This is a genomic window from Pseudomonas sp. B21-054 (assembly GCF_026016345.1).
Classification (GTDB): domain Bacteria; phylum Pseudomonadota; class Gammaproteobacteria; order Pseudomonadales; family Pseudomonadaceae; genus Aquipseudomonas.
In genome coordinates this window covers 13,417-39,093 of the sequence record NZ_CP087204.1, presented here as the reverse complement: position 1 = coordinate 39,093, position 25,677 = coordinate 13,417, and the positions used below count along the sequence as shown (strand labels likewise).

Genomic DNA, 25,677 nt, shown 5'->3' with positions numbered 1-25,677 from the left:
GAGGGGATTTATCCCCGCTGGGCTGCGAAGCAGCCCCATGCTTTGGATCTGACGGACCGCGGCGGAAGTTGCTTCTTGGGGGCCGCTGCGCGCCCCAGCGGGGATAAATCCCCTCGCCACAGGTTTGTGCATCGACGGGGTTATAGCGACTCCAAGCACCCCGCCAGATCATTCCCCAACTTCTCCAACAACTGCTCATACCCTTGCGCTGTCGCCGGGGTATAACCGCCGAGTGCATCCAGCTCCGCCAGCTTCACCGGCAACCCGGCCACCAGGGTTTCAGCCAGGCGCGGGCGCAAGGGCGGTTCGCTGAAGACGCACGTCTTGCCCACGGCCTGCAAACGCGTGCGCATCGCCGCCACGTGCTGGGCGCCGGGCTGGACTTCGGCGGCCACGGCGAACACTCCGGCGTGCTTGAGGCCGTAGGTGTCCTCGAAATAGTCGAACGCTTCGTGGAACACGAAATACGGCTTGCCCACGACCCCGGCCAGACGTGCCTTCAGCCGTGTATCGAGGGCGTCGAGACGCTGGTTGAAGCCCTTGAGGTTGCTCTGATAGCGAGCGGCGTTGGCCGGGTCGGCCGCACTCAAGTCGGCCGCCATTTTTGCGGCGATCACCCGCGCATTGGTCGGCGAAAGCCACAGATGGGCGTCGACCGTACCGGGACGGTGGTCGTGATCATGCTCGTCGCCGTCATGGTCATCTTCGGCGTGGGATTGGCTGTCCTGGGCAAAATGACGCAATTTGAGCCCTGGCAAATCCTGTATGGCCACGGAAGGGAGCGTACGACCGTTGAGCACGCGCGGCAGGAAGCTTTCCATGTCAGGGCCGATCCAATAGAGCAGATCCACCGACTGCACCTTCCGTACGTCGGATGGCCGCAACGCATAGTGGTGAGGCGAAGCACCGGGTGGCAGCAGCACCTCGGGAACGGCCACGCCGTCCTGCACCGCCGCGGCGATCAGCTGCAGCGGCTTGATGCTGGTCAGTACTTTCACGTCGGCCCAGGCCGGGCCAGTCAGCAGAAAACTTGCGACAAAAACGACAAAGATCGAAAAAATCCGGGACACGATGACCACTCGAAGTGCTGAGAACGGGTAACATAATAACGTCTCTCACTAAACTCGTCGCTGCCCATGCCTATTACACCCCTTGCCAGTCGCCCCCACGATCACTCTCACTGCGTGCACACCGCGCTGTCCGAGGCCGATGCCATCTGCGCACGCCAGGGGTTGCGCCTGACCGCGCTGCGTCGACGCGTGCTCGAACTGGTCTGGCAAAGCCACAAGCCGCTGGGCGCCTACGACATCCTCGCCGTACTCAGTGAGCAGGATGGCCGCCGCGCCGCGCCGCCAACGGTCTATCGGGCGCTGGATTTCCTGTTGGAGAACGGCCTGGTGCACCGCATCTCGTCGCTGAACGCTTTCGTCGGCTGCAACCATCCGGAGCACGCCCACCAGGGCCAGTTCCTGATCTGCCGGCAATGCCACGCCGCCATCGAGCTGGAACAGAAGTCCATCAGCGATGCGATCATCGCCAGCGCCAAGGACGTCGGCTTCGTGGTCGACAGCCAGACCGTCGAAGTGGTGGGTCTGTGCTCCGGCTGCCAGGGGGCCTGATGAGCAACGCCTTGATCCGCCTCGAGCAGGTGGCCGTGACGTTCGCCGGGCAAAACGTGCTGGACAACATCCAGCTGAGCGTCGAGCCGGGGCAGATCGTCACCCTGATCGGCCCCAATGGCGCCGGCAAGACCACCCTGGTGCGCGCCGTGCTGGGTTTGCTCAAGCCCGACAGCGGCAGTGTCTGGCGCAAACCCAAGCTGCGGATCGGTTATATGCCGCAAAAACTCCATGTCGACCCCACGCTACCGTTGTCGGTGTTGCGCTTCCTGCGCCTGGTGCCGGGGGTGGATCGCGAGCGAGCCTTGGCGGCGCTCAACGAAGTCGGTGCCGAACAGGTGATCGACAGCCCGGTGCAAAGTGTTTCCGGCGGCGAAATGCAGCGCGTGCTGCTGGCCCGTGCCCTGCTGCGCGAGCCTGAATTGCTGGTGCTCGACGAGCCGGTACAAGGCGTCGATGTCGCAGGCCAAGCCGAGCTGTACAGCCTGATCACCCGCCTGCGCGACCGTCACGGCTGCGGCGTGCTGATGGTGTCCCACGACTTGCACCTGGTGATGAGCACCACCGATCAGGTGGTCTGCCTCAACCGCCACGTTTGCTGTTCCGGGCATCCCGAGCAGGTCAGTGGCGATCCAGCCTTCGTCGAGCTGTTCGGAAAGAACGCACAAAGCCTGGCGATTTATCACCACCATCATGACCACGCCCATGACCTGCATGGCTCAGTAGTCAGCGAATCCTCTATTTCTACCCATGTTCATGGAGATGGCTGCAAGCATGGCTGATTTTCTGTTGTACGCCCTGCTCGCAGGCCTGGCCCTCGCGCTGGTGGCCGGCCCCTTGGGTTCGTTCGTGGTCTGGCGGCGCATGGCTTATTTCGGCGACACCCTGTCCCACGCGGCGCTGCTGGGCGTAGCGCTTGGGTTTCTGCTGGACGTCAGCCCTGCGGTGGCGGTGACCGTCGGCTGCCTGTTGCTGGCGGTGCTGCTGGTGACCTTGCAACAGCGCCAACCGCTGGCCTCCGACACGCTGCTGGGCATTTTGGCCCCCAGTACCCTGTCCCTCGGGCTGGTGGTACTAAGCTTCATGCACGACGTGCGAATTGATCTGATGGCCTACCTGTTCGGTGATCTGTTGGCCATCAGTCCCATGGACCTGTCGTGGATCCTGGGCGGCAGCGCGGCGGTGCTGTTGTTGCTGGTTGCGCTCTGGCGGCCGTTGCTGGCCGTCACCGTGCACGAGGAACTGGCGCGGGTCGAAGGCCTGCCCGTGGTGGGTTTGCGTTTGGCGCTGATGCTGCTGATTGCCGTGGTGATCGCCGTGGCGATGAAAATCGTCGGGGTGTTGCTGATTACGTCGTTGCTGATCATTCCGGCGGCGGCGGCACAGCGGCATGCCCGCTCCCCGGAGCAGATGGCCCTGGGCGCGAGCCTGCTGGGCATGCTCGCGGTGTGTGGCGGGCTGGCGTTGTCGTGGTTCAAGGACACCCCGGCGGGGCCGTCAATCGTGGTCAGCGCCGCTGCGCTGTTTCTGCTGAGTTTTGTCCTGCCCCGCCGAGGGGTGTAGACTTGCTCGCTTTTTGCGCAAATAGAGAGTCGCAGGAATGAAGCCGTTCGCCTCCCGTTATCTGCTCCTTGTCGCGTTTTCCCTGCTACTGGGCGCTTGCCAGAGTTCACCGCCGGTCACCGAGGCTCCCGATACGCGGGGCCCGGCCATCGCGCAGCTGGAACAAAGCCTGGCCAGCAATGAGCTGGCCACCGCTGAAGATCAGCTGGCCGCCTTACAGGCCCAGACGCCCGAAGATCCGGCGCTGGAACCCTACCAACGGCAATTGGCCGAGGCGTATCTGCGCCGCAGCCAGATCGATCTGCAAAAAGGTGATGTAAACGCCGCCACCACCGCACTGAGCCGTGCGCGTGCCTTGATGCCCAAGGCGCCGGCTCTGTCCGGTGAGGTCAATAGCGCCATTGCCGAAGCCCGCAAGGCCGAACTGGAAAAAGCCGAGGCCGCCCTCCAGGCCGCCGAAGCCAAACCGGTTGCCAAAGTGATCGATCCGAGTGCCGAGAGCAGCACCGTTGCGCTTAATATCGGCAATATCCAGAAAATGCGCCGCCAACTGGACGCCATTGCCGCTGATGTGGTGAATTATCAGTGCGACGTCAGCATCCAGGCGCCGCGCACCGATGATTACCCGTGGCTGGCGACCTTGCTGACCAAGCGGGTCAAGAAACTTGATCCGGGGTTTGAACTGAATCTGCGCAAGCAGACCCTGCGCAATGTGCCGGCGCAAATGGTGCTGACTCCGCGCAAGCCCTGAAAGCATCGCGAGCAAGCTCGCTCCCACATTGGATCTAGGGTGATCACAGTTTAGTGATCGACACCTAACTACTGTGGGAGCGAGCTTGCTCGCGATAGCGCTCTACCAGACAACAAGTCTCTTTCAGACACTCATCAAGCCGGAATCGCTTTCGCCTTAGGCTCCCGCGCCCACACCCGATGCTGGGTAATCGCGTCGAAGAATGCCTTGAACTTGCCAGCATCTGCGTCAGGAATCAGCCCCGCATCCGCCTCCAGTTTCAACAACACCAGCAATTGCCGCGCTTCGCCATTCAGAGCGATGGCCTTGAGGTGCTTGTAGGCTTCCAGCAAGTAATGCAGGGCCACGCCGTCGGTACTCAAGGCCTTGATCGACTCCGCGCCACCCGGTACGAACACTGCATCAAAGGCAATGGACGGCAACCCTTCCATGGACGCATCCACCGGTAGCGTTTTCCCATCAGCGGTGGTCACTGGCGCAGAAGTCGGCCCCAGCACCTTGGCGTGAGCGCCCGCCGCTTTCAAAGCCTTCTTGAGCGCATCGATGATCGCGCCATCGACGCCGTTAGCCACCAGTACGGCCACTTTTCGCGTCTTGATGTCCCCAGACAGCAGGTTCGCCTGGCTCAAGGCCGGCGATTGCGCCAGCGAGGGTTTCGGCACATCGACGGTGCCTGCGGTGGGGGCGGGCAGCCCCAGGTTTTTCGCCACCCGCGCGGCCAGTTCCAAATCGATGTTGGCCAGGATCTCGTTGACCTGCCGCGCCCGGATGAACTCACGCTCTACCTTGCCCAGCTCGAAGCTGTAGGCCGCGATGATGTGCTCTTGCTCGTGGGCACTCATGCTCTTGTAGAACAGCCGGGCCTGGGAGAAGTGATCGCCGAACGACTCACTGCGCTGGCGGATCTTGTAGGCGTCGATACGCTCCGGATAGCTTTCGAAGCCACCGTCCTCAGGGCCAGGCGGGGTTTCCTTCGGCCAGCCGCCATCGATGGAGTTCGGCTCGTAGGACGTGCGGCCCTTGTCGATGGTGGTGCGGTGCATGGCGTCACGCTGACCGTTGTGCACCGGGGTGATCGCCCGGTTGATCGGCAGCTCATGAAAATTCGGCCCACCGAGTCGGCTGATCTGCGTATCGGTGTAGGAAAACAGCCGGCCCTGCAGCAAGGGGTCGTTGGAAAAGTCGATGCCCGGCACGATGTGCCCGGGGCAAAACGCGACTTGCTCGACCTCGGCGAAGAAATTGTCCGGGTTACGGTTCAGCACCATCTTGCCCAGGGGCGTAATGGGCACGAGTTCTTCCGGGATGATCTTGGTCGGGTCGAGCAGGTCGAAGTCGAATTTATGCTCGTCTTCCTCGGCAACGATTTGTACGCCAAATTCCCATTCAGGGTAGTCCCCCATCTCGATCGATTCCCAGAGATCGCGACGGTGGTAGTCGGTATCTTTACCCGCCAGCTTCTGGGCTTCGTCCCACACCAAAGAGCAAGTACCGACTGTTGGCCGCCAGTGGAATTTGACGAAGCTGCTTTTGCCTTCGGCGTTGATCATGCGGAAGGTGTGCACACCGAAGCCCTGCATGCTCCGCAAGCTCTTCGGAATGGCCCGGTCGGACATCGCCCAGATCACCATATGCGCCGATTCCGGCACCAGCGAGACGAAATCCCAGAACGTGTCGTGGGCCGAACCGCCGGTAGGAATTTCATTGTGGGGTTCGGGTTTCACCGCGTGGACGAAGTCGGGAAACTTGATCGCATCCTGGATGAAAAACACCGGCATGTTGTTGCCCACCAGATCGAAGTTGCCCTCATCGGTGAAGAACTTGACCGCGAAACCACGAACGTCCCGCACGGTGTCGCCGGAACCCCGGGGACCTTGCACGGTGGAAAAGCGCACGAATACCGGGGTTTTCTTGCTCGGATCTTGTAGGAATCCGGCCTTGGTCAGCGCCGAATGTGCTTCGTAGCTCTGAAAGTAACCATGGGCGCCGGTACCGCGGGCGTGAACGATGCGTTCCGGGATGCGCTCATGGTCAAAATGCGTGATTTTCTCACGCATGATGAAGTCTTCCAGCAGCGACGGGCCGCGGGCGCCGGCCCGGAGGGTGTTCTGGTTATCGGCGATTTTCACACCCTGATTGGTGCGCAAAGCCTGTTCGGTGGCGTCGGAGCGAAACGGCTCCAGGCTCTCGAGCTTGGCGTTGGTGTTGCCGCGATCCAGGGTGTCGGTCCCGGCCAGTTGGCTTTTGTTGGCCGGTGGCTTCTTGTTGATACTCATCAGATAAGCTCCTCGTTTCGGTCCTTTCCAGGCTGAGCCCTCCAGACGGGCTAGCGCCGGGCGGTGGCATCCAGGCGTTGGGGGTGGCTTATGTAGTGACTGATGAGGGTGCGAGCCGTTCCGTCGGAATGCGCGTGGATTTCCCCGGCCAGCGCCAACCCAGCGATGATGAACTTCACCGTTGGGTTGGCGGAACTTCAGCGGTCAGATGCCATCGCGCAGAATCTCGATTCTCCACCTCTGGCGCGTATCCACGCCTTGATAGCGGTCGACCCATTCCGGGCTGATCTGAGGCGAGGGGCCCAGGTGGTTGGGCATCACATCATGGATGGACGGTGCCCGTGGATAGCTGGCCCAAGGAATGTTCAGCGGGTTGAACACGTTCTTGGGCGTGTCCTGGAAGTGCATGGAGTCATCCGGAATCACTTTTAGCCGGCTGTCATTGGCATAAAGGCGCCAGTCGCGGTTGTACAACGAATGAATCCGATCCGCTTGCCACTCCCACTGCTGCCGATTATCCAGGGCGCAGCTGTCGGTGATCAGGGCGCCATCCGTTTCGCGCACGCTCAGGCACCGGTTCGACGCCCGATTGACGTACCGATTCTCCGAATCCAGCCCCCATAGTTGATTGGCGTTCGAGGCCGCACAGGATTCAAGAGAAACACCTGAGTTGGCATTTTCAGACATGCACTTGCCGACGCCGTCGGCGGAGCGAATCAGCACGGTCATCTCGCGCGTCAGGAAGGGACTGTTCAAGTCCAGCGTGTATTGCTCGGCGGCATCGTAGACATCGGTGACATGAAGGGACTTGACCTGGGTCCGGTCCCACCACCACTCACGGCGATTCAAATCATAGCCGCCGCCAATGCTCACCGTTGCCGTACCGGTGTAGTTGCCGGGCAACTCCCACAAGGTATAAGACTCAAGCGGTGCCGAGCGCATCATTGGCGTCATTCGTGCCTCGGATAAAATGGGCATGCCGGCAGTGAGCCTGTCGACCAATACAGCCTTCAGCTTGGGGTCTATGGGTGCGTTCCACGTCAACTTCGAACCGTTCTGCGATGCGATCAACGAGTAGTCCTGGAACGCGTAACTCATGGTCTTGGAATGCGAATAACTCAAACCGAAATTCACATTGAACGGTGATTTGGCGGCATAGGTGATGTTTTCGGCTTTCGTTCCGCCAAACTCGCTACCCAATGTCCCACCAATGGAGAAGCCATTGGTTTTCGTCTCGCTGTAATTGAAATCCGTCCTCGAATCGCTGGCAGGCGCCGAATTGACCAACACCGGAACAACCTGTTGGGCGGTCAATTGGTGAGTGAACCGGTATGCATGCGGCAGGTACGCGCCCCACAGATTAGCGCCACTGCCTCCCGGCCCGGATCCACCGATGGTGATGCCGTTTTTCGTGGAGCGTGTTGTCGTTGGCGATGTCTTGATGGAAACGAACTTCTTGTCCTGGCTTCGCTCTGCGCTCCTGATGACATCGATATTCACCACGGAAGTCATTTCCTGGTTCGGGCTTTGAAGATTGATGTTGTAGGTCAGTTTCGGCAGGCCAATGTACTCGCCTTCCTCCTGGGGGTATCTGCCCTGTGCCTGCAGTTCCGTGACCAGCAACCGCACCGCTTCCAGGACGGCTTCATCCTGATAACCTTCCAGGCGATAGACATTGATCTGCGAGTTGCTCACTCGGTGAAACAAGGCATAGTCAAATGCGCCGGAAATTCCGAATATGCTGCTTACTGTTTGCGCAAGTTCCGTCGTCTGGTAGCCCATCTTCAACAGCACCGGTTTCCCCGAGCGGAAAATCGCCATTGCTTTCTCGATGGGTGCTTCATCATCCTTTACTGCGGCGATATCCAGATAGGCCAGGGAAGAAAACTTGTCGTCGGCAAGGCGTGCCTTGAATTCTTCCTCAGGCATTGCCGCGACGGACAGGGCCTGGTACTGGGGTAGCGCCACCTGCGCATCGGGAAGTTTTCCGAATATCATTAAAGTGTCCGAGTTTGTCGAACTTGCAGCCATTGCATTTGCCATTACGCTCGATGCAAAAAGTCCTGCAAAAATAGCGTTATGCTTTTTCACATTCCATTTCCTTAAATGTTTCCCGCCGTTGCTAGACGGACTTTACTTCGCCGTAGTGAGCGAACGCCGGTAACTTATCAGGTACTTATCCATGGACAACTGAAAGTACTATTCGAAATGAGACCGAGTATGTGGATATATTTAACAGCCCACTTTAAATACTCTTGAGCAGGATGGATGAATGATCCTTTGCCTGTCAGGCCAGGCGACTGCTGCATGGCGTACGCCCCCGACAGTGGCGCGGATGGGTGCCCAATGACTGATAGCCAGGCTTGCTGGCCTTCGATCGCGTTATTGCCAAATGGCAGCCAGATTGCGAAATAAATGCTAATGACCTCTATACAGACAGGCTAAAATGCGCCCCCGGCTAACCGCTGCCCCTTTTCCAACGCGCCCCACAAGGTTCGCTACGTGATCGAGTTTCAAAACGTCCATAAAACCTACCGGGTCGCCGGTAAGGATATCCCCGCTCTGCACCCGACCCGTCTGACGATCGAGAACGGTCAGGTCTTCGGCCTTATCGGCCATTCCGGTGCAGGAAAAAGTACCCTGCTGCGTCTGATCAATCGCCTGGAAGACTCCAGCGGCGGCAAGATCATCGTCGACGGCGAGGAAGTCACTGCCCTGGACGCCAGCGGCCTGCGGCGTTTCCGCCAACAGGTCGGGATGATCTTCCAGCACTTCAATCTGCTGGCTTCCAAGACCGTGGCCGACAACGTGGCGCTGCCACTGACGCTGGCGGGCGAATTGTCCCGCAGCGAAATCGACCGCCGTGTCGCCGAGTTGCTCGCTCGCGTAGGCTTATCCGACCACGCCAGGAAATACCCGGCGCAACTGTCCGGCGGCCAGAAGCAGCGGGTCGGCATCGCCCGCGCCCTGGCGACCAAACCCAAGATCCTGCTGTGCGACGAGGCCACCAGTGCCCTCGACCCGCAAACCACTGCCTCGGTCTTGCAACTGCTGGCGGAGATCAACCGCGAACTGAAGCTGACCATCGTGCTGATTACCCATGAAATGGACGTGATCCGCCGGGTCTGCGATCAAGTGGCGGTGATGGACGCCGGCGTCATCGTCGAACAAGGGCCAGTGGCCGAGGTGTTCCTGCACCCCAAGCACCCGACCACCAAGCGTTTTGTCCAGGAAGACGAGCAGATCGACGAAAGCGAACAGCGCGACGACTTCGCCCACGTGCCCGGACGCATCGTGCGTCTGACATTCCAGGGCGAAGCAACCTACGCGCCATTGCTCGGCACCGTCGCCCGGGAAACCGGTGTGGACTACAGCATCCTGGCCGGTCGCATCGACCGCATCAAAGACACCCCCTACGGGCAACTGACCCTCGCCATCACCGGCGGTGACATGGAGGCGGCGTTCGCCCGCTTCACCGCGGCCGATGTCCACATGGAGGTGCTGCGCTAATGGAACTGTTGAGTTCGTTCTTCTCCAACATCGACTGGCTGGAAATCTGGCTGGCCACCGGCGACACCTTCCTGATGCTGTTCGGTTCGCTGCTGTTCACCGTGCTGCTCGGCTTGCCCCTGGGCGTGTTGCTGTTCCTCTGCAGCCCGCGCCAGCTGCTCGAAGCCCGGGGCCTTTATGCGCTGCTATCGCTGATCGTGAATATCCTGCGCTCGCTGCCGTTCATCATCCTGTTGATCGTGATGATCCCGTTCACGGTATTGATCACCGGCACCTCCCTGGGCGTGGCCGGCGCGATCCCACCACTGGTGGTCGGCGCCACACCGTTCTTCGCCCGCCTGGTGGAAACCGCCCTGCGCGAAGTCGACCGCGGCATCATCGAAGCGACCCAGGCCATGGGCGCTACCACGCGGCAGATCATCGTCAATGCCTTGCTGCCAGAAGCCCGTCCAGGCATTTTTGCAGCGATTACGGTGACAGCGATTACGCTGGTGTCCTACACGGCCATGGCCGGTGTGGTCGGCGCCGGTGGTTTGGGCGACCTGGCGATCCGCTTCGGCTACCAGCGCTTCCAGACCGATGTGATGGTGGTCACGGTGGTGTTGCTGCTGGTGCTGGTCCAGGTGCTGCAAACCGTGGGCGACAAACTGGTTGTGCATTTCTCTAGAAAATAAGGCCTCGCGGCCAATAAACCATGAGCCGGCCATTCGCTGGCAGGCGCCGAGAGCAGGCGCCTCACAAGGAGTTAGCTGAATGAAGAAACTACTGGTTGCCTTCGCTGCCGCCGCAGCGTTTTCCGCCCACGCCGCCGACACCCTGACCGTCGCGGCCACACCGGTGCCACACGCGGAAATCCTCGAATTCGTCAAACCGGCCCTGGCCAAAGAAGGCGTCGACCTGAAGGTCAAGGTCTTCACCGACTACATCCAGCCGAACGTACAGGTCGCGGAAAAGCGCCTGGACGCCAACTTCTTCCAGCACCAGCCGTACCTGGATGAGTTCAACAAGGCCAAGGGCACGCACCTGGTGAGCGTGGCCGGTGTGCACCTGGAACCCCTGGGCGCGTACTCCAGTAAGTACAAGGCACTGACAGAACTGCCGGGCGGCGCCAACGTGGTGATCCCGAACGACGCCACCAACGGCGGCCGCGCGCTGTTGCTGTTGGCGAAGGCTGGGGTGATCAAGTTGAAGGATTCGAACAACATCCTGTCGACCACCAAGGACATTACCGAGAACTCGAAGGATCTGAAGTTCCGTGAGCTGGAAGCGGCGACCATTCCGCGGGTGCTGACCCAGGTGGATCTGGCGTTGATCAATACCAACTATGCGTTGGAGGCGAAGCTTGATCCTTCCAAGGATGCCCTGGTTATCGAAGGTAACGACTCGCCGTATGTGAACATCCTGGTGGCTCGTGAGGATGACAAGGACAGTGAGGCGATGAAGAAGCTGGTGGCGGCGTTGCATACGCCGGAAGTGAAGGCTTTCATTCTTGAGAAGTACAAAGGCGCGGTTTTGCCGGCGTTTTGAGCTGATCGGGTGGTGAAAAAAACGGGGCTGCGTGGGAATGCAGGCCCGTTTTTTTTGCTCCGAATTGTCAACTCCCGATCAGACCACTGATGGGCAGTGGAAAACGATAGAACCCGGGGACAAGGCGCACAAGCGGGCGGATTCGGGCATAGTTGTAGGTAATGGCGCAGGGATGTGTAGCTTGATGGAAGGATCACGCCAACGGAGTAAACAGGGCTTGGTTTTGACCCGTAAAATTGGCGCTAGATGGGTGTGCGGTTGGGATTTGAAGTGGATGATGCGGTTTTGTCTGTAGGCGTTTTTCGCGATGAGTGGGGGGAGGCAGAGTAAACTTGCCCCTTTTTTATCCGAATGCACTCATGAATTCATTACGCGAAGACAATCGAAAGCGCTTGATACGACTCATCGACCAGATCCCGGTTGATGAGAACCCCGAGGGTTGGACTCATATTGCGTCGATAGCCGTCGGTGGGCTGCTATCGGTAGGGTTTTCGCAAAAAGGTCCCTACTTGCTGGTCGTCTCAAGCTCGGGTCGGAGTGTCGTGCGCTGCGACACAGGAGAAAAAATTGAGCGCGACTATGAAGAATATGCGGGCTTGAGCGAGCTCGGGTTGCATTGCCAGGGCATTGGCGTGATCGCCGATGAAGTCATACCGCTGTGTGGCATTCAGGGCGGTGGCTTGCCAACCGGCAATATCGCCGGGGAAGGACTGGCGTTGGTTTCCCCGGATTGGCCTGAAAACAGCCTTATTCTGAGCAAACCCTTTAAAAATGCGCTGATTGAGGGTCATCAAGCGGATTGCACGGTGATCTACAGGGACCACGTGAGGGCGTTCGGATTCTCCTGGTGTGGGAACTACATCGTTGCGGCGTGCAGCAGCGACCTCGATCTTTGGTCGAGAAAGTCAAAGTTGTAACGAAAGGCCGTCGCCGGCAGCGCAGCGGCCAAGGGCGTTGCAGTTCTGCTTCATTGTTCAACAACCCTCATGATAGATTCCTCGCCGCGACCTCTAATGAATAGAGGACATTCAGGGAGAGAAGTAAGTGATCAAGTCTTTGTTGGTTGGGGCATTGCTGGCAATGGCATCTGCATCGGCATCTGCGATGAGTTGCGATAACCCTAGAAACGCCTATGACAGAACCTATTGCGCGTCGCTGAAAATGGTTCAGTCGGATCAGGAAATCAATGATCAATACAAGAAGACCATGAGTGCCCTGACCCCTGATCAAAAGAAAAAAGTGAAGGCCGCTCAAATCCAGTGGATCAAAAATCGTGACAGCGCCTGCTCCAACGATGGCCTGCTCTACCTGGATTGTGCCAATGAGAAGACCGAGGCGCGTATCGTCATACTCAAAGCTGTCGAGCGCGAATGCCGTGCTGCCGGTTGCGACGACGCCAAGCTGTCGCAAGTCGAGTAACCCGTAAACGATAAGCACGTCGGGCTTGCAGTCGCACCCCACGAAAAACCCGACGTAAAGCGTCGGGTTTTTTCATTATGAGCGCTACGCAGCGCCACGCTCGACCATGGCATGCCATGTCTGGACGCTAGGACGCTCTTGCATCCTGACGTGCCAGGCTCGCAGTGCAGCACACTCATCAGGAACGGGAAGCTTCACCAGCGAGGCGAAGATCATGCCGCCCAGTACCGCAATGTCGGCCATCGAAAACTTGTCGCCCGCCACAAAGGGCCGGTCTTTGAGAAGATTGTCGAAATAGCGCATGCCCCTGATCGCCTTATCGCCCATCCGAGCGCCCCATTCAGCATTCTGGTACAGCTCGACATCGGGGCCGAGGCCCGGCGTGGCATGGTGGAAGTACACGCTGACGGCATCGAGAAACTCGATCTCGGCACGTTTGGTCATCATCTGGATGATGCCTTTTTCAACAGGGGTTTCGCCCGTCAGCGTCGGATGACCGTCCAGGCTATCCAGGTACTGGGTGATCGCCGTGCACTCCGCGATCCGCGTCCCATCGTTCAACTCCAGCACGGGCAGTGTCCCGGAGTAATTGATGGCCAGGAACTCGGGTTTCTTGTGCTCACCGGTCCAGAGATTCACCGCTACGAATTCGATATTTGGCAGCAATCCTTTTTCCGCCAGCGCAATGCGCACTCGGGCGGGGTAGGGGCCGTTGAACCAATCGTAGATTTTCATCGTAGGTACAGTGGAAACATCAACGCGCTGTTGTGAGGAAGTCATGATTCGAGCACCTGCCTGTCAATTGGTAGGTAGAGATTGAGCCGCCGATTTAGCGCTGTCAATCCCCTACCTGCCAATTGGCAGGTAAACGGGTCTGCGCGTAGAATCGCGATGACCTGAGTGAGTCGAATCTCGAAACGAGGCTACAACGTGAACGAAAATGCTCGAGAAGCCATCTTGGCGGCAGCGAAAGCCGCTGCCCAACTGCACGGTTACAGCGGTATCAATTTTCGTAGCATCGCCGACCAGGTGGGCATCAAGAACGCCAGCATTTACTACCACTTTCCGAGCAAGGCAGGCCTGGCTGCGGCGGTTGCTGAACGCTACTGGCAGGATGCGCTGCGCATGCTTGAAGGGATACGCGCCGCCAATACCGATCCGCAGGCGTGCGTGCGACTGTACCCCTCCATTTTTCGAAAGTCGCTTGAGGACGGCAACAGGCTTTGTCTGTCCAGCTTCATGGCAGCCGAATACGAGGACCTTCCCGATGAAGTGTTGCAAGAGATCAGGGCTTTTGCGGACGTTAACGTGGCGTGGCTCGCCCAGGTGCTGACAGATGCTGGAACAGGCAGCGCAGAAGAATGTGAACGCCGAGCCCGCGCCATTTACACCGCAGTTGCGGGTGCTCAGTTAATCGCGCGAACTCGGGCGGATGTCGCCCTGTTCGATGATCTGATTTTGAGCTACCGCGAAGCAGGATTGATTCCAGCCTGATCCTGTAAAACAGATGACGCCGTTTGGCTGTAGGAATGGTGGGGGCTGCTTCGCAGTCCAGCGGGAACAGGCGCCCTCGCCACGGGGTTTTGGTTCAATTGGGGCCGTGGGTGTAATTCAGTTGTTTGCATTGCTGGCCGGGTGCCACAATCGCCGCTTTCGTTGCGTCACGATCAGGTGGATCACATGCATGGCCCAAGATCTCGAAATGACCAGGCGCTTTTCATAGCCAAGCAGGTACGAACCGACCGATTGCAGCAACTGTTTCGCCAATCCGTGTCTGCGGTATTTGGCAGTTATCTCGCTGCCGTCATGCTGAGTTGGCTGTGCTGGGATCGTTTTGAACACGGCGTCATCTTTTGGTGGCTGGCCCTGCTGAGCGGATCGACGCTGTTGCGCATCGCGCTGTTTGTCGCCTATGTTCGCAGCGACGAAAGTGAACGCACACCTGAACGCTGGGAGCGCAAATACTGGATCACGCTCGTGCTGTCCGCCAGCATCTGGGGCGCGGGCGCATTAGCGGTCATGCCGGCAGACGATCTTTTGTCGCAGGCATTGGTCATGCTCTTTACTGTCGGGATGTCCGTCAGCGCGGTGTCTTGCTACTCCGCTTACCGCAATATGACACTCGTCTCCATTGGCCTGGTTCTATTGCCGTGCACCGCCTGGCTGCTGTTTCAACCGTCTCCGATTCAAGTCGGCATGGCACTGTCGATCGTGGTGTTCACCGCATTTGCTGCCCGCGCTACAAGCAAGATGTCCCAGGCATTGGAAACCGCTTTTCGACTCACTCGTGAAATGGAACAGGCGAACAGCATTTCAACCCGTGCCGCACAAACCGATGAACTGACCGGCCTGAAGAGTCGACGGGCTTTTTTCGAGCATGCCCAGCAGCTTTATGACGAATGTAAGACCAATCGGTTAGCGCTGTGCGCGGTCATGTTGGACATGGATCACTTCAAGCACATCAACGACACCTACGGCCATCAGGTCGGGGATCAGGTTTTGCGCGAGATGGGGGTGGTCATCAGTTCGTCGTTTCGGGCCACGGACATTCACGGCCGCCTAGGTGGGGAAGAGTTCGCCATTCTGCTTCCGGACACGTCTATTGAGGTCGCCACCCAAATTGCAGAACAGCTCATCGATACGATTGCGGGTTTGATGATCGAGCCTGTTCACTGCATAACCGCCAGCCTTGGCGTCGCGTCTACGGAAGCCTGTAACAAGGATCTTCACGGTTTGATGAACGATGCGGATAAGGCCCTGTATCGGGCGAAGGCGCTGGGGCGCAATCGAGTGGCTGTTGCTTAGTCGGGTTGGCTTTGCATCACTAATTGGACTTTGATCGTATCCAGTCTCTGCGTCACCTTTCAGAAGCGGAACGCGGAGCGTCCCTGGCGGCGTTCCCACGCGGGAGCGTGGAAATGATCGAGAAACCCTGAGCACCCTCTCTCCAAAGGCCTGCATTTGCGCGGGCACTGCCCCCCTGGCACCTCCTTCTCCTTGCCTCGCGGCGGGTGATACTGCGCTATCCGAAAAATAAATTTCTTTTTAGATCAAACAGTTAATAAAAAATTGATAATTTCTTGAAAATTTATCTTGCGCGCAAAGTATTTGAGCGTTAACTTTATCTCAACTGGTTAGCGCACAAACATTTAGCGCAGGCCAAAACCAAAACTCGATCAGCCCATTCAGCAAGAGGAAACACCATGAACGTTCTCTATACCGCAGTCGCAACCTCCACCGGTGGCCGTGATGGCCGTGCTGTTTCCAGCGACAAGATTCTCGACGTGAAACTGGCCACGCCAAAAGCCTTGGGTGGTGCCGGTGGTGAAGCCACCAACCCTGAGCAGTTGTTCGCAGCCGGCTACTCCGCCTGCTTCATCGGCGCACTGAAGTTCGTCGCCAGCCAGAGCAAACGCAGCATTCCCGCTGACGCTTCGATCACGGCACACGTTGGCATCGGCCAGATCCCTGGCGGTTTCGGTCTGGACATCGACCTGCACATCAGCCTGCCAGGTCTGGAACAAGCCGATGCTCAAGCGCTGGTCGACGCGGCTCACCAGGTTTGCCCGTACTCCAACGCGACACGCGGCAACGTCGACGTCCGTTTGCACGTCACCGTCTAACTCACTTTATCTACGAATAAAAAGGATCAGGACATGAACACTCTCACCAAAACTCTCGTTGGCTCGCTTCTGGCACTGTCCATCGGCAATGCGTTCGCAACTTCTTTTGTTCAACCTACGTTCGCTGAGGGTGGTTCGGATCGCCTGATCGAAAACCGGGTAGCTGAAGGCGGCTCGGACCGCCTGATCGAAAACCGTGTAGCTGAAGGCGGTTCGGATCGTCTGATCGAAAACCGTGTGGCCGAAGGTGGCTCGGATCGACTGAACGAAAAACGCGTAGCTGAAGGCGGCTCGGATCGCCTGATCGAAAACCGTGTGGCCGAAGGTGGCTCGGATCGCCTGATCGAAAACCGTGTGGCCGAAGGCGGCTCGGATCGCCTGATCGAAAACCGTGTGGCCGAAGGCGGCTCGGATCGCCTGATCGAAAACCGTGTAGCCGAAGGTGGCTCGGATCGCCTGATCGAAAATCGGGTAGCTGAAGGTGGCTCGGATCGTCTGATCGAAAACCGTGTAGCCGAAGGCGGCTCGGATCGCCTGATCGAAAACCGTGTGGCCGAAGGCGGCTCGGACCGCCTGATCGAAAACCGTGTGGCCGAAGGCGGCTCGGATCGCCTGATCGAAAACCGTGTGGCCGAAGGCGGCTCGGATCGCCTGATGGAAAACAGAGTGGGCTGAACAAGCCCTTCATCACTCCAAAGTCGGTCAACCCATGTTGCTTCCAAAACTAAAACCGCCGCTTACCTCTCATGAGAAAGCGGCGTTTTTTTGCAACGTGTCATAGGCTCCTAAACGATGCTGTCCACCACACCACCATCAACGCGCAACGCCGCACCGGTAGTAGCTGAAGCCTGCTCCGAACTGACATAGATAATCATGTTGGCAACCTCCTCGACACGCGCCGCGCGCTGGATGATCGAAGTGCTACGGTGCTCATTGACGAAATCCGCCGCGACCTTTTCCAGGCTTTCCCCCGTGCGCTCGACATCTGCCTGGAGCATCTGGGCAACCCCTTCGGAAAGCGTCGGCCCAGGCAGCACCGAGTTCACCGTAACGCCCGTGCCAGCGAGCCGCTTGGCCAAGCCGCGAGCAATGGAAAGTTGGGCGGTCTTAGTGAAGCCGTAGTGGATCATGTCCGCTGGGATGTTCACGCCAGATTCCGACGAGATAAACACAATCCGCCCCCAACCGCGCTCGACCATGCCCGGCGCGTAGGCCCTGGAAACCCGCACGCCCGACATCACGTTGGTTTCGAAGAAGCGTTGCCATTCACTGTCCGGTGTTTCGAAGAAATCCTCCTGTTTGAAAATGCCGAGATTGTTGATGACGATATCGAAGCTTGGGTACTTGGCGACCAAGGCCTGGCAGCCTGGCTCGTTGCTGAGATCGCCAACGAAACCGTCGGCCCTTGAGGCAAGATCGCCCAAGCGCTGCAACGCATCTTCCACGCTGCTCTCGCTGCGACCGTTGATGACCACTTGGGCGCCGGCTTCGAGGAAGCCTTTGGCTGTGGCGAAACCGATACCGCTGGTGGAGCCGGTGACCAATACGTGCCGGCCGGTGAAGTCGATTTTCATGGAGGGACTCCTTGATGAATGGACCTGGGGGCTGCGCGATATTTTAGCTGGATGATTAAGCGGGGTTAGAGATGGGTCTTCGAGGGTCTCGAATCGTCGTTCACCCAGCGTTTTCGATATCGCAGGGGGTTAATCATGGACGCGATTGGGGATTTACGCCTCTTTGTGGGTGTTGTTGTGACGGATAGCCCTGAGTGGAAGTAAACGAACCCGACGCGATTTGTCCGGTTCGTTTTATTGGAAAGATCTTTACCCGCTATCGCGGATCGACGTTATCCAACGCCCGGTTCGCCAGCAATGAACTCAATTCAATCAATTGCTGGATGCCAAGGGCAACGTGACGGCGGGAGCCTTCCAGTTCGAAGGCCAGGTCGTTGACCATCGCATCGGCTGAGGCCAGGGTTTCGCTGAGGTTGGCGAGGAGGGATTCGTTGTCGATGTCTTTTACGACGGTGAATAGCTGGCCGGGTTTGGTTGCGTCTTCAGATTTTGTCTTTGGCGACAGATAGAAATCCAGAGCGCGCTCGGCGGCTTCGTCGAGCTTTTTGGTTTGGATTTGGTGCGCGGGGGAGCTTGGTCCGCCTCTGGCGGATTCGGCGTAGGTTTGAACATGTGCTAAGTCCTCAGGTGAAGCCACAACTCTCTAGCTACTAAACAAGAGGGAGGCAGCTGTACGCAGGTTAGTAGACCGGGGACCCAGCAAGCCGGCGCGCCCGAGGGCGCCCTGCGCACAACCGCCATCAAATACAGGCATGGAAATACCTGAACTGATAGGAGCTATGCACCTCACTAAGTACCACGGGCTACTAAACCCGACCACTGATGGGCAGTGGCAGGAAGACGATAGAACCCATGGGCAAGGCGCACAAGCGGGCGGATTCTGGCGTAGTTGTAGGCAACGGCGCAAGGATGTGTGGGTTGGTGGAAGGGTGGAGGTGGGGGAATAAACAGGTCTTTGGATTGCCTTGGGATTTGGGGCTAGAGGGGTTGGTTTTGCTGGTGTTGTAAGGGGTTGATGCGATTTGTCTCTAGGAACGGTTGGTGCTTCTGCACAGCCCAGCGGGAGCAAGCGCTCATGGAACAAAGTCGTGGACGGCTGGCGCGGATTGATCGTCCCCACGCTCCCGCGTGGGAATGCCGCCAGGGACGCTCCGCGTTCCGCTTCCGGAGAGTGACGCAGAGCGTCACGGGATGCATGCCCACGCAGAGCGTGGGAACGATCAAATGCGGTTTTTCTGTAGGAATGATGGGGCTTGTTTTCGAAAAGCTACTCAGGAAGCCGACCACACAGCCAGTTCATAGCCATCCGGGTCGATAAAGTGGAAACGTCGGCCACCCGGGAAAGCGAACACTTCACGGCTGATGGTCGCCCCTGCGGCTTCGAGCCTGAGTTGGGTGCCTTCAAGGTCATCGGCGTACAGGATGATCAACGGGCCACCCGGGCGTACAGGTTCACCGGTCGTGAAGCCACCGGTCAGGCGACCATCGCTGAATTCGGTATAGGTCGGGCCGTAGTCGATGAAACTCCAGCCGAACACGCTTCCATAGAACGCCTTGCTTCGGGCGATGTCGTTGACATTGAGTTCGATGTTATCGATCTGACGGTCTTTTCCGCGAATGCCCATTGACGCTTCCTTGGCTGATTTGGAGTAGCCCAGCGAGAGCAAGCTCCCTCGCCACGGGGGAGGGGGAGTCAGTTGTTTATGCGGTGGCTGTTAGGCCGCTTTCGCGAGCAAGCTCGCTCCCACAGGGGCACTGGTGTGCCCAATAATGGTGGTAACCAAAAGCTGGCCTTCAGTACCACCGCGCCTCGCCCGGCGGGCGTTTCTTGAAGCGCTTCATGCTCCACATGTACTGGCTCGGGTAGGCCCGCACGTAGCGCTCCACCACTTGGCTCATGGCCGCGCAGGCGGTTTCGGTGTCGGTGCTGTACATGGCGTCTGGCGCGGCTTCGAGGATGACTTTGTAACCGGAGCCGTCGGGCAGGCGCAGGGCGTGGAGGAAGACGCCGACCGCTTTGCCGCCGGCGAGCATGTTCGGCACGAACTTGCTGGTCAGGGCCTGGGTGGCGAAGAAGGGCACGAAGATGCCGGCGGACTCGGCCGGTTCCGGGTCGGCGGGGATGCCCACCTGGCCGCCCTTGCGCACTTCCTTGATGACGCTGAGGATGCCTTCCTTGGTCGACGCCGCGACTTTGTTGCCCAACTGCACACGCTGTTTGCGCAGCAAGTCATCCACCGCCTTGAGCTTGGGCGGGCGGTAGAAAATGATCGGTTTGCACTGGCTGCAATAGAAGTGGTTGAGCACTTCCCAGTTGCCCAGGTGGCTGGTGATGCCTACCACGCCTTTGCCGGACGCCAGCGCTTCTTTCAATACGTCCAGGCCTTCGACTTCACGCACCAGGTCGATGGAACGCTGGGCTGGCCAGATCCAGGCGCAGGCACTTTCGGTCAGGGATTTGCCGATGTCCCTGAGGCTCTGGCCCACCAGGCGCTCGCGCTCGGCCGGGTCCATCTCGGGGAAGCACTTGGCGAGGTTGATGCGCACCACGTCGCGGGAGCGGTTGGGCAGCTTCCACATGAACCAGCCAATGATCGAGCCCACCGCTTGCACTGCACGCCAAGGCAGCAGCGCAAACAACCGCAGAGCGCCGACCAGCAAGGCGCCTTTCAACTTATCCACAGGTCACTCCTGAATGTATGGGCCGTGTTGCGAGCCGGCTATTCTAACCACCGTTTGCCAGCTCGGCGTAGCGGTCGCAGTCCTGGGTGTGGTCCATGACCATTCCCGAGGCCTGCATCAAGGCGTAGCAAATGGTCGGCCCGACGAAGGTGAACCCGGCTTTTTTCAGGCCTTTGCTCATCGCCAGGGCCTCGGGCGTGATAGCCGGCACTTCGCTGCGGTCCTTGAAATGGTTGATGATGGGTTTGTCGCCGACAAACGACCAGAGGAACCCCACCGGATCCTCCAAGGCCAGCCAGGCCTGGGCATTGCGGCGGGCCGCCTTGAGCTTGAGGCGGTTGCGGATGATGCCGGGGTCGAGCATCAGCTCATCGATTTCCGCGTCGCTCATCTGCGCCACGCGCTGCACATCGAAGCCGTACAACACTTCCCGGTAGCGCTCGCGTTTGCGCAAAACGGTGATCCAGGACAGCCCGGCCTGGAACCCTTCGAGCAAAAGCAACTCGAACAAACCCTGCGCATCGCGCAGCGGTGTGCCCCACTCCTGATCGTGATAAGCCATGTACAAAGGATCGTCAGAACACCAAAAGCAGCGTGGCATAAGGCTCCAGGGGGCGTGCGCACGAACGAATCGGGTATACTCCCGCTCTTTAAATCGCAGCCCAAGAAACAGGTGAATTTCGTGAGCCAGCCTACGCCAGCCGTGCGTACCTTCCAAGACTTGATCCTCGCCCTCCAGCAATACTGGGCCGAGCAAGGTTGCGTGGTACTTCAGCCCTACGATATGGAAGTAGGCGCCGGCACTTTCCACACCGCCACGTTTCTGCGTGCCATCGGCCCGGAAACCTGGAACGCCGCTTATGTGCAGCCCAGCCGCCGCCCGACTGACGGCCGCTACGGCGAAAACCCGAACCGTCTGCAGCACTACTACCAATTCCAGGTCGTGCTGAAGCCGAACCCGGAAAACTTCCAGGAGCTGTACCTCGGTTCCCTCAAGCACGTCGGTCTCGACCCGCTGGTGCATGACATTCGTTTCGTCGAAGACAACTGGGAATCGCCGACCCTGGGCGCCTGGGGCCTGGGCTGGGAAGTCTGGCTCAACGGCATGGAGGTCACCCAGTTCACCTACTTCCAACAGGCGGGCGGCATTGAGTGCTACCCGGTGACCGGCGAAATCACCTACGGCCTGGAACGCCTGGCCATGTACCTGCAAGGCGTGGATTCGGTCTACGACCTGGTGTGGGCCGACGGCCCGTTCGGCAAAGTGACCTATGGCGATGTGTTCCACCAGAACGAAGTGGAACAGTCGACCTACAACTTCGAACACGCCAACGTCGAGAAGCTGTTCGAGCTATTCGATTTCTATGAAAGCGAAGCCAAGCGCCTGATCGAGCTGGACCAGCCGTTGCCGTTGCCGAGCTATGAAATGGTGTTGAAGGCGTCCCATACCTTCAACCTGCTGGACGCGCGCCGGGCGATTTCCGTGACTGCGCGCCAGCAATACATCCTGCGTGTGCGCACCCTGGCGCGTTCCGTTGCGCAAGCCTACCTGCTGGCCCGTGCCAAGCTGGGCTTCCCGATGGCGACCCCGGACCTGCGTGATGAAGTGTTGGCTAAGCTGGAGGCTGCACAATGAGTGCTCAAGATTTTCTGGTTGAACTGGGCACTGAAGAACTGCCACCCAAAGCCCTGAACACCCTGGCCGATGCGTTCCTGGCCGGTATCGAGAAAGGCCTGCAAGCCGCTGGCCTGGACTTCGAAGCCAAGCACGTCTACGCCGCGCCGCGCCGTCTGGCCGTGCTGATCACCGCCCTGGCGACCCAGCAACCGGACCGCAGCATCAACCTCGACGGCCCGCCACGCCAGGCCGCGTTCGATGCCGATGGCAATCCGACCCAGGCCGCCCTGGGCTTCGCCAAGAAATGCGGAGTGGACCTGAGCGAAATCGACCAGAGCGGTCCGAAGCTGCGCTACAGCCAGAGCATCAAGGGCAAGCCGACCGCCAGTCTGCTGCCGACCATCGTCGAAGACTCCCTCAATGACTTGCCGATTCCCAAGCGCATGCGCTGGGCCGCGCGCAAGGAAGAGTTTGTGCGTCCGACCCAATGGCTGGTGATGTTGCTCGGTGACCAGGTCATCGATTGCACGATCCTGGCCCAGAAGGCCGGTCGCGATTCCCGCGGCCACCGCTTCCATCATCCGCAGAGCGTGCGCATCACCTCGCCGGCCAACTACCTGGCCGACCTGCGTGGCGCTTACGTGCTGGCCGATGCCAACGAACGTCGCGAGCTGATCAGCAAGCGCACCGAAGAGCTGGCCACCCAACAGGAAGGCACCGCCATCGTGCCGGCCAACCTCCTGGACGAAGTGACCGCGCTGGTGGAATGGCCAGTGCCGCTGGTGTGCTCGTTCGAGGAGCGTTTCCTCGAAGTGCCACAGGAAGCGCTGATCACCACCATGCAGGACAACCAGAAGTACTTCTGCCTGCTGGACGCCGAAGGCAAGTTGCTGCCGCGCTTCATCACGGTGGCCAACATTGAAAGCAAGGACCCGCAGCAGATCATCGCCGGTAACGAAAAAGTCGTTCGTCCGCGCCTGACCGATGCCGAGTTCTTCTTCAAGCAGGACAAGAAGCAGCCCCTGGAAAGCTTCAACGAGCGCCTGAAGAACGTGGTGTTCCAGGAAAAACTCGGCAGCGTCTACGACAAGGCCGAACGTGTGTCGAAACTGGCGGCGTACATCGCCCCACGCATCGGCGGCGACGCCCAGCGCGCGGCCCGTGCCGGCCTGCTGTCCAAGTGCGACCTGTCCACCGAGATGGTCGGTGAGTTCCCGGAGATGCAAGGTGTCGCCGGTTACTACTACGCCCTCAACGACGGCGAGCCACAAGACGTGGCCCTGGCGCTGAACGAGCAGTACATGCCGCGCGGTGCCGGTGCTGAACTGCCGACCACCCTGACCGGTGCGGCCGTGGCCATCGCCGACAAGCTCGACACCCTGGTCGGCATCTTCGGCATCGGCATGCTGCCTACCGGCAGTAAAGACCCGTATGCCTTGCGTCGCGCGGCGTTGGGCGTGCTGCGGATCCTGATCGACAAACAGCTGGACCTGGACTTGAACGACGCCGTGGCGTTCGCCGTCAATGCGTTCGGCAGCAAGGTCAAGTCTGCCGGCCTGGCCGATGCCGTGCTGGAATTCATCTTCGACCGCCTGCGTGCGCGTTATGAAGACGAAGGCGTCGACGTTGCCACCTACCTGTCGGTGCGTGCCCTGAAGCCGGGTTCGGCCCTGGACTTCGACCAGCGCGTACAAGCGGTGCAGGCGTTCCGCCAACTGCCGCAAGCCGCAGCGCTGGCGGCGGTGAACAAGCGTGTTTCGAACCTGCTGAGCAAGGCCGAGGGCAACATCGCGGCCACCGTCGAAGCCAAGTACTTCGACAACGCCAATGAGTTCTCCCTGTATTCGGCGATCCAGCAGGCTGACCAGGCGGTCCAGCCAATGGCAGCGGCGCGTCAGTACAACGAAACCCTGACGCGTCTGGCGGCACTGCGTGAACCGGTGGATGCGTTTTTCGAAGCGGTGATGGTCAATGCCGAAGACGCCAACGTACGGGCCAACCGCTACGCGCTGCTGGCGCGCCTGCGTGGTTTGTTCCTCGGCGTCGCCGATATTTCGCTGCTGGGGTAAGCCTTGAAACTGCTGATTCTCGATCGGGACGGGGTGATCAATCACGACTCCGACGCTTATATCAAATCGGTGGAGGAGTGGTTGCCACTGCCCGGATCGATCGAAGCCATCGCGCAGTTGAGCAAGGCCGGCTGGACGGTGGCGGTCGCCACCAACCAGTCGGGCATTGCCCGCGGTTACTACGACCTCTCCGTGCTGGACGCCATGCATGAGCGCTTGCGCCAATTGGTGGCGGAGCAGGGCGGTGAAGTCGGGCTGATCGTGCATTGCCCACACGGGCCGGACGAAGGCTGCGATTGCCGCAAACCCAAGCCGGGCATGTTGAAGGCGATTGCCGAGCATTATGCTGTGCCGCTGGCGGGTGTGTGGTTCGTCGGCGACAGCCTCGGTGACCTGGAGGCAGCCAAAGCCGTCGATTGTCAGCCAGTTTTAGTAAAGACCGGAAAAGGCGAAAAGACTCTGGGCAAGACCCTACCGGTGGGCACCTTGATTTTTGACGACTTGGCGGCGATTGCCGCTGAACTTATCCACAATTAGAGCTCCCAAGACATCCTGATCAAGGACTGTTCGGGAAGCGCTTAAACAGGCGGGCATTGCCCGCAATGGTAAACGCCGCTATGTCGATATTGCAGGCCATCAGAACCTTTCTCTTTTACCTGCTGCTGGGCACCAGCTCCTTGTTGTGGTGCTCCTTGAGTTTTTTTATCGCGCCTTTTTTGCCGTTCCGGGCGCGCTACCGTTTCATCAATGTCTACTGGTGCCGTTGCGCGCTATGGCTGAGCAAAGTGTTCCTGGGCATCAGCTATGAGGTGAAGGGCGCCGAAAACGTGCCTGACCGTCCCTGCGTGATCCAATCCAACCACCAGAGCACTTGGGAAACCTTCTTTCTCTCGGCCTATTTCGAGCCGTTGAGCCAAGTGCTCAAGCGTGAGTTGTTGTTCGTGCCGTTCTTCGGCTGGGCCATGGCGATGCTGCGCCCGATCGCCATTGATCGCGACAATCCCAAGGCTGCGCTCAAGCATGTGGCGAAGAAGGGCGACGAACTGCTCAAGGACAACGTCTGGGTGCTGATCTTTCCCGAGGGCACTCGTATTCCTTACGGCACGGTCGGCAAGTTCTCCCGGGGCGGTACCGCTTTGGCGGTGAATGCGGATCTACCGGTGCTGCCGATTGCACACAATGCCGGTAAATTCTGGCCCAAGGCAGGCTGGGTCAGAACCCCGGGGGTCATCACCGTGGTGATCGGCGCGCCGATGTATGCCGAAGGGACTGGGCCGCGGGCCATTGCCGAGCTTAATGACCGTGTACAAGCCTGGAATGAACAGACGCAACGGGAGATGGGTTCGCTTCCCGCAGCCCCGACCGCTACGGATCAAATCGCTGTTTGAGATCTGTGGATAAGCTGTGTACCGTTTTCGCTGAAAGCGTTGCTTTTATGTCATAACT

At 59.2% G+C, this 25,677-nt stretch carries 25 protein-coding genes and 1 pseudogene; 17 read left to right on the top strand and 9 right to left on the bottom strand.

Features of this window, described 5'->3' with window-relative positions; genetic code table 11:
* Window positions 1-140: 140 nt before the first annotated feature.
* Window positions 141-1,070: a zinc ABC transporter substrate-binding protein ZnuA gene (znuA, locus tag LOY70_RS00180; RefSeq protein WP_025211085.1), complete on the bottom strand. Its 930-nt coding sequence runs from the start codon at window positions 1,068-1,070 to the stop codon at window positions 141-143.
* Between the two features lie 66 nt (window positions 1,071-1,136).
* Here znuA and zur point away from each other — a divergent pair, with 66 nt between their 5' ends.
* The 4 genes from zur to LOY70_RS00160 are packed head-to-tail and all read left to right on the top strand — an operon-like array spanning window position 1,137 to window position 3,933.
* Window positions 1,137-1,619 (top strand): zinc uptake transcriptional repressor Zur, encoded by a 483-nt coding sequence (gene zur / locus LOY70_RS00175; protein WP_025211084.1) that lies wholly within the window; start codon window positions 1,137-1,139, stop codon window positions 1,617-1,619.
* Window positions 1,619-2,401, top strand: coding sequence for a zinc ABC transporter ATP-binding protein ZnuC (gene znuC / locus LOY70_RS00170; protein ID WP_265032346.1), 783 nt, complete (start codon window positions 1,619-1,621; stop codon window positions 2,399-2,401). Before zur ends, znuC begins: the two co-directional genes overlap by 1 nt.
* A complete protein-coding gene (gene znuB, locus LOY70_RS00165; protein ID WP_025211082.1) occupies window positions 2,394-3,182 on the top strand; it encodes a zinc ABC transporter permease subunit ZnuB in 789 nt (262 codons plus the stop codon). Before znuC ends, znuB begins: the two co-directional genes overlap by 8 nt.
* A 37-nt stretch (window positions 3,183-3,219) precedes the next feature.
* On the top strand, window positions 3,220-3,933 hold the full coding sequence (locus LOY70_RS00160; RefSeq protein WP_265032344.1) for a PA5502 family lipoprotein: 714 nt from the start codon (window positions 3,220-3,222) through the stop codon (window positions 3,931-3,933).
* 134 nt (window positions 3,934-4,067) lie between these two features.
* Here the strand turns inward: LOY70_RS00160 and katE are convergent, their stop codons facing one another.
* Together katE and LOY70_RS00150 are read right to left on the bottom strand one after the other, a co-directional pair.
* The gene (katE, locus tag LOY70_RS00155) at window positions 4,068-6,209 is read right to left on the bottom strand and encodes a catalase HPII (RefSeq protein WP_265032342.1); all 2,142 of its coding nucleotides are present in this window, start codon (window positions 6,207-6,209) and stop codon (window positions 4,068-4,070) included.
* 204 nt (window positions 6,210-6,413) lie between these two features.
* Window positions 6,414-8,300, bottom strand: coding sequence for an RICIN domain-containing protein (locus LOY70_RS00150; RefSeq protein ID WP_265032340.1), 1,887 nt, complete (start codon window positions 8,298-8,300; stop codon window positions 6,414-6,416).
* A 411-nt stretch (window positions 8,301-8,711) separates the two neighbouring features.
* On the opposite strand from LOY70_RS00150, the gene LOY70_RS00145 reads away from it, so the two are divergent.
* The 5 genes from LOY70_RS00145 to LOY70_RS00125 all read left to right on the top strand — a co-directional run bounded on the left by LOY70_RS00145 (window position 8,712) and on the right by LOY70_RS00125 (window position 12,665).
* Entirely contained in the window at window positions 8,712-9,719 is a 1,008-nt protein-coding gene (locus LOY70_RS00145; RefSeq protein WP_265032338.1) for a methionine ABC transporter ATP-binding protein, read from the top strand.
* A complete protein-coding gene (locus tag LOY70_RS00140) occupies window positions 9,719-10,393 on the top strand; it encodes a methionine ABC transporter permease (RefSeq protein ID WP_265032336.1) in 675 nt (224 codons plus the stop codon). The genes LOY70_RS00145 and LOY70_RS00140 overlap by 1 nt, the downstream gene beginning before the upstream one ends.
* A gap of 79 nt (window positions 10,394-10,472) precedes the next feature.
* Complete coding sequence (locus LOY70_RS00135) at window positions 10,473-11,246, top strand: MetQ/NlpA family ABC transporter substrate-binding protein (RefSeq protein WP_265032334.1); 774 nt, start codon at window positions 10,473-10,475, stop codon at window positions 11,244-11,246.
* Between the two features lie 359 nt (window positions 11,247-11,605).
* Window positions 11,606-12,163, top strand: coding sequence for a hypothetical protein (locus LOY70_RS00130; protein ID WP_265032333.1), 558 nt, complete (start codon window positions 11,606-11,608; stop codon window positions 12,161-12,163).
* Between the two features lie 127 nt (window positions 12,164-12,290).
* Window positions 12,291-12,665 (top strand): lysozyme inhibitor LprI family protein, encoded by a 375-nt coding sequence (locus LOY70_RS00125; RefSeq protein WP_265032331.1) that lies wholly within the window; start codon window positions 12,291-12,293, stop codon window positions 12,663-12,665.
* A gap of 84 nt (window positions 12,666-12,749) precedes the next feature.
* Here LOY70_RS00125 and LOY70_RS00120 read toward each other — a convergent pair whose 3' ends face one another.
* Window positions 12,750-13,445 carry a glutathione S-transferase gene (locus LOY70_RS00120; RefSeq protein ID WP_265032330.1) on the bottom strand — a complete coding sequence of 232 codons (696 nt, stop codon included), beginning with the start codon at window positions 13,443-13,445 and terminating at the stop codon, window positions 12,750-12,752.
* Between the two features lie 150 nt (window positions 13,446-13,595).
* On the opposite strand from LOY70_RS00120, the gene LOY70_RS00115 reads away from it, so the two are divergent.
* From LOY70_RS00115 to LOY70_RS00100, 4 genes are all read left to right on the top strand, one after another.
* The gene (locus LOY70_RS00115; RefSeq protein ID WP_265032328.1) at window positions 13,596-14,159 is read left to right on the top strand and encodes a TetR/AcrR family transcriptional regulator; all 564 of its coding nucleotides are present in this window, start codon (window positions 13,596-13,598) and stop codon (window positions 14,157-14,159) included.
* A gap of 186 nt (window positions 14,160-14,345) precedes the next feature.
* Window positions 14,346-15,470, top strand: a complete 1,125-nt coding sequence (locus LOY70_RS00110) for a sensor domain-containing diguanylate cyclase (RefSeq protein WP_265032326.1) — start codon at window positions 14,346-14,348, stop codon at window positions 15,468-15,470.
* A gap of 398 nt (window positions 15,471-15,868) precedes the next feature.
* Window positions 15,869-16,288, top strand: coding sequence for an organic hydroperoxide resistance protein (locus LOY70_RS00105; RefSeq protein WP_265032325.1), 420 nt, complete (start codon window positions 15,869-15,871; stop codon window positions 16,286-16,288).
* Window positions 16,289-16,321: 33 nt separating this feature from the next.
* Entirely contained in the window at window positions 16,322-16,963 is a 642-nt protein-coding gene (locus LOY70_RS00100; protein WP_265032324.1) for a phage infection protein, read from the top strand.
* A 110-nt stretch (window positions 16,964-17,073) separates the two neighbouring features.
* Here LOY70_RS00100 and LOY70_RS00095 read toward each other — a convergent pair whose 3' ends face one another.
* The 5 genes and pseudogenes from LOY70_RS00095 to LOY70_RS00075 form a co-directional block, all read right to left on the bottom strand.
* A complete protein-coding gene (locus LOY70_RS00095) occupies window positions 17,074-17,862 on the bottom strand; it encodes an SDR family NAD(P)-dependent oxidoreductase (protein ID WP_265032323.1) in 789 nt (262 codons plus the stop codon).
* Between the two features lie 256 nt (window positions 17,863-18,118).
* Window positions 18,119-18,474, bottom strand: a pseudogene (locus LOY70_RS00090) (DUF6124 family protein).
* A 659-nt stretch (window positions 18,475-19,133) separates the two neighbouring features.
* Entirely contained in the window at window positions 19,134-19,487 is a 354-nt protein-coding gene (locus tag LOY70_RS00085) for a VOC family protein (protein WP_265032321.1), read from the bottom strand.
* A gap of 169 nt (window positions 19,488-19,656) precedes the next feature.
* On the bottom strand, window positions 19,657-20,544 hold the full coding sequence (locus LOY70_RS00080) for a lysophospholipid acyltransferase (RefSeq protein WP_123344565.1): 888 nt from the start codon (window positions 20,542-20,544) through the stop codon (window positions 19,657-19,659).
* 43 nt (window positions 20,545-20,587) lie between these two features.
* On the bottom strand, window positions 20,588-21,145 hold the full coding sequence (locus tag LOY70_RS00075; protein WP_265032319.1) for a DNA-3-methyladenine glycosylase I: 558 nt from the start codon (window positions 21,143-21,145) through the stop codon (window positions 20,588-20,590).
* Window positions 21,146-21,226: 81 nt separating this feature from the next.
* Here LOY70_RS00075 and glyQ point away from each other — a divergent pair, with 81 nt between their 5' ends.
* From glyQ to LOY70_RS00055, 4 genes are all read left to right on the top strand, one after another.
* A complete protein-coding gene (gene glyQ / locus LOY70_RS00070; RefSeq protein WP_003177094.1) occupies window positions 21,227-22,180 on the top strand; it encodes a glycine--tRNA ligase subunit alpha in 954 nt (317 codons plus the stop codon).
* Window positions 22,177-24,231, top strand: a complete 2,055-nt coding sequence (glyS, locus tag LOY70_RS00065; RefSeq protein ID WP_123414039.1) for a glycine--tRNA ligase subunit beta — start codon at window positions 22,177-22,179, stop codon at window positions 24,229-24,231. Before glyQ ends, glyS begins: the two co-directional genes overlap by 4 nt.
* A gap of 3 nt (window positions 24,232-24,234) precedes the next feature.
* A complete protein-coding gene (gmhB, locus tag LOY70_RS00060) occupies window positions 24,235-24,768 on the top strand; it encodes a D-glycero-beta-D-manno-heptose 1,7-bisphosphate 7-phosphatase (RefSeq protein WP_265032288.1) in 534 nt (177 codons plus the stop codon).
* An 80-nt stretch (window positions 24,769-24,848) separates the two neighbouring features.
* A complete protein-coding gene (locus tag LOY70_RS00055; RefSeq protein WP_265032286.1) occupies window positions 24,849-25,619 on the top strand; it encodes a lysophospholipid acyltransferase family protein in 771 nt (256 codons plus the stop codon).
* Window positions 25,620-25,677: the final 58 nt, after the last annotated feature.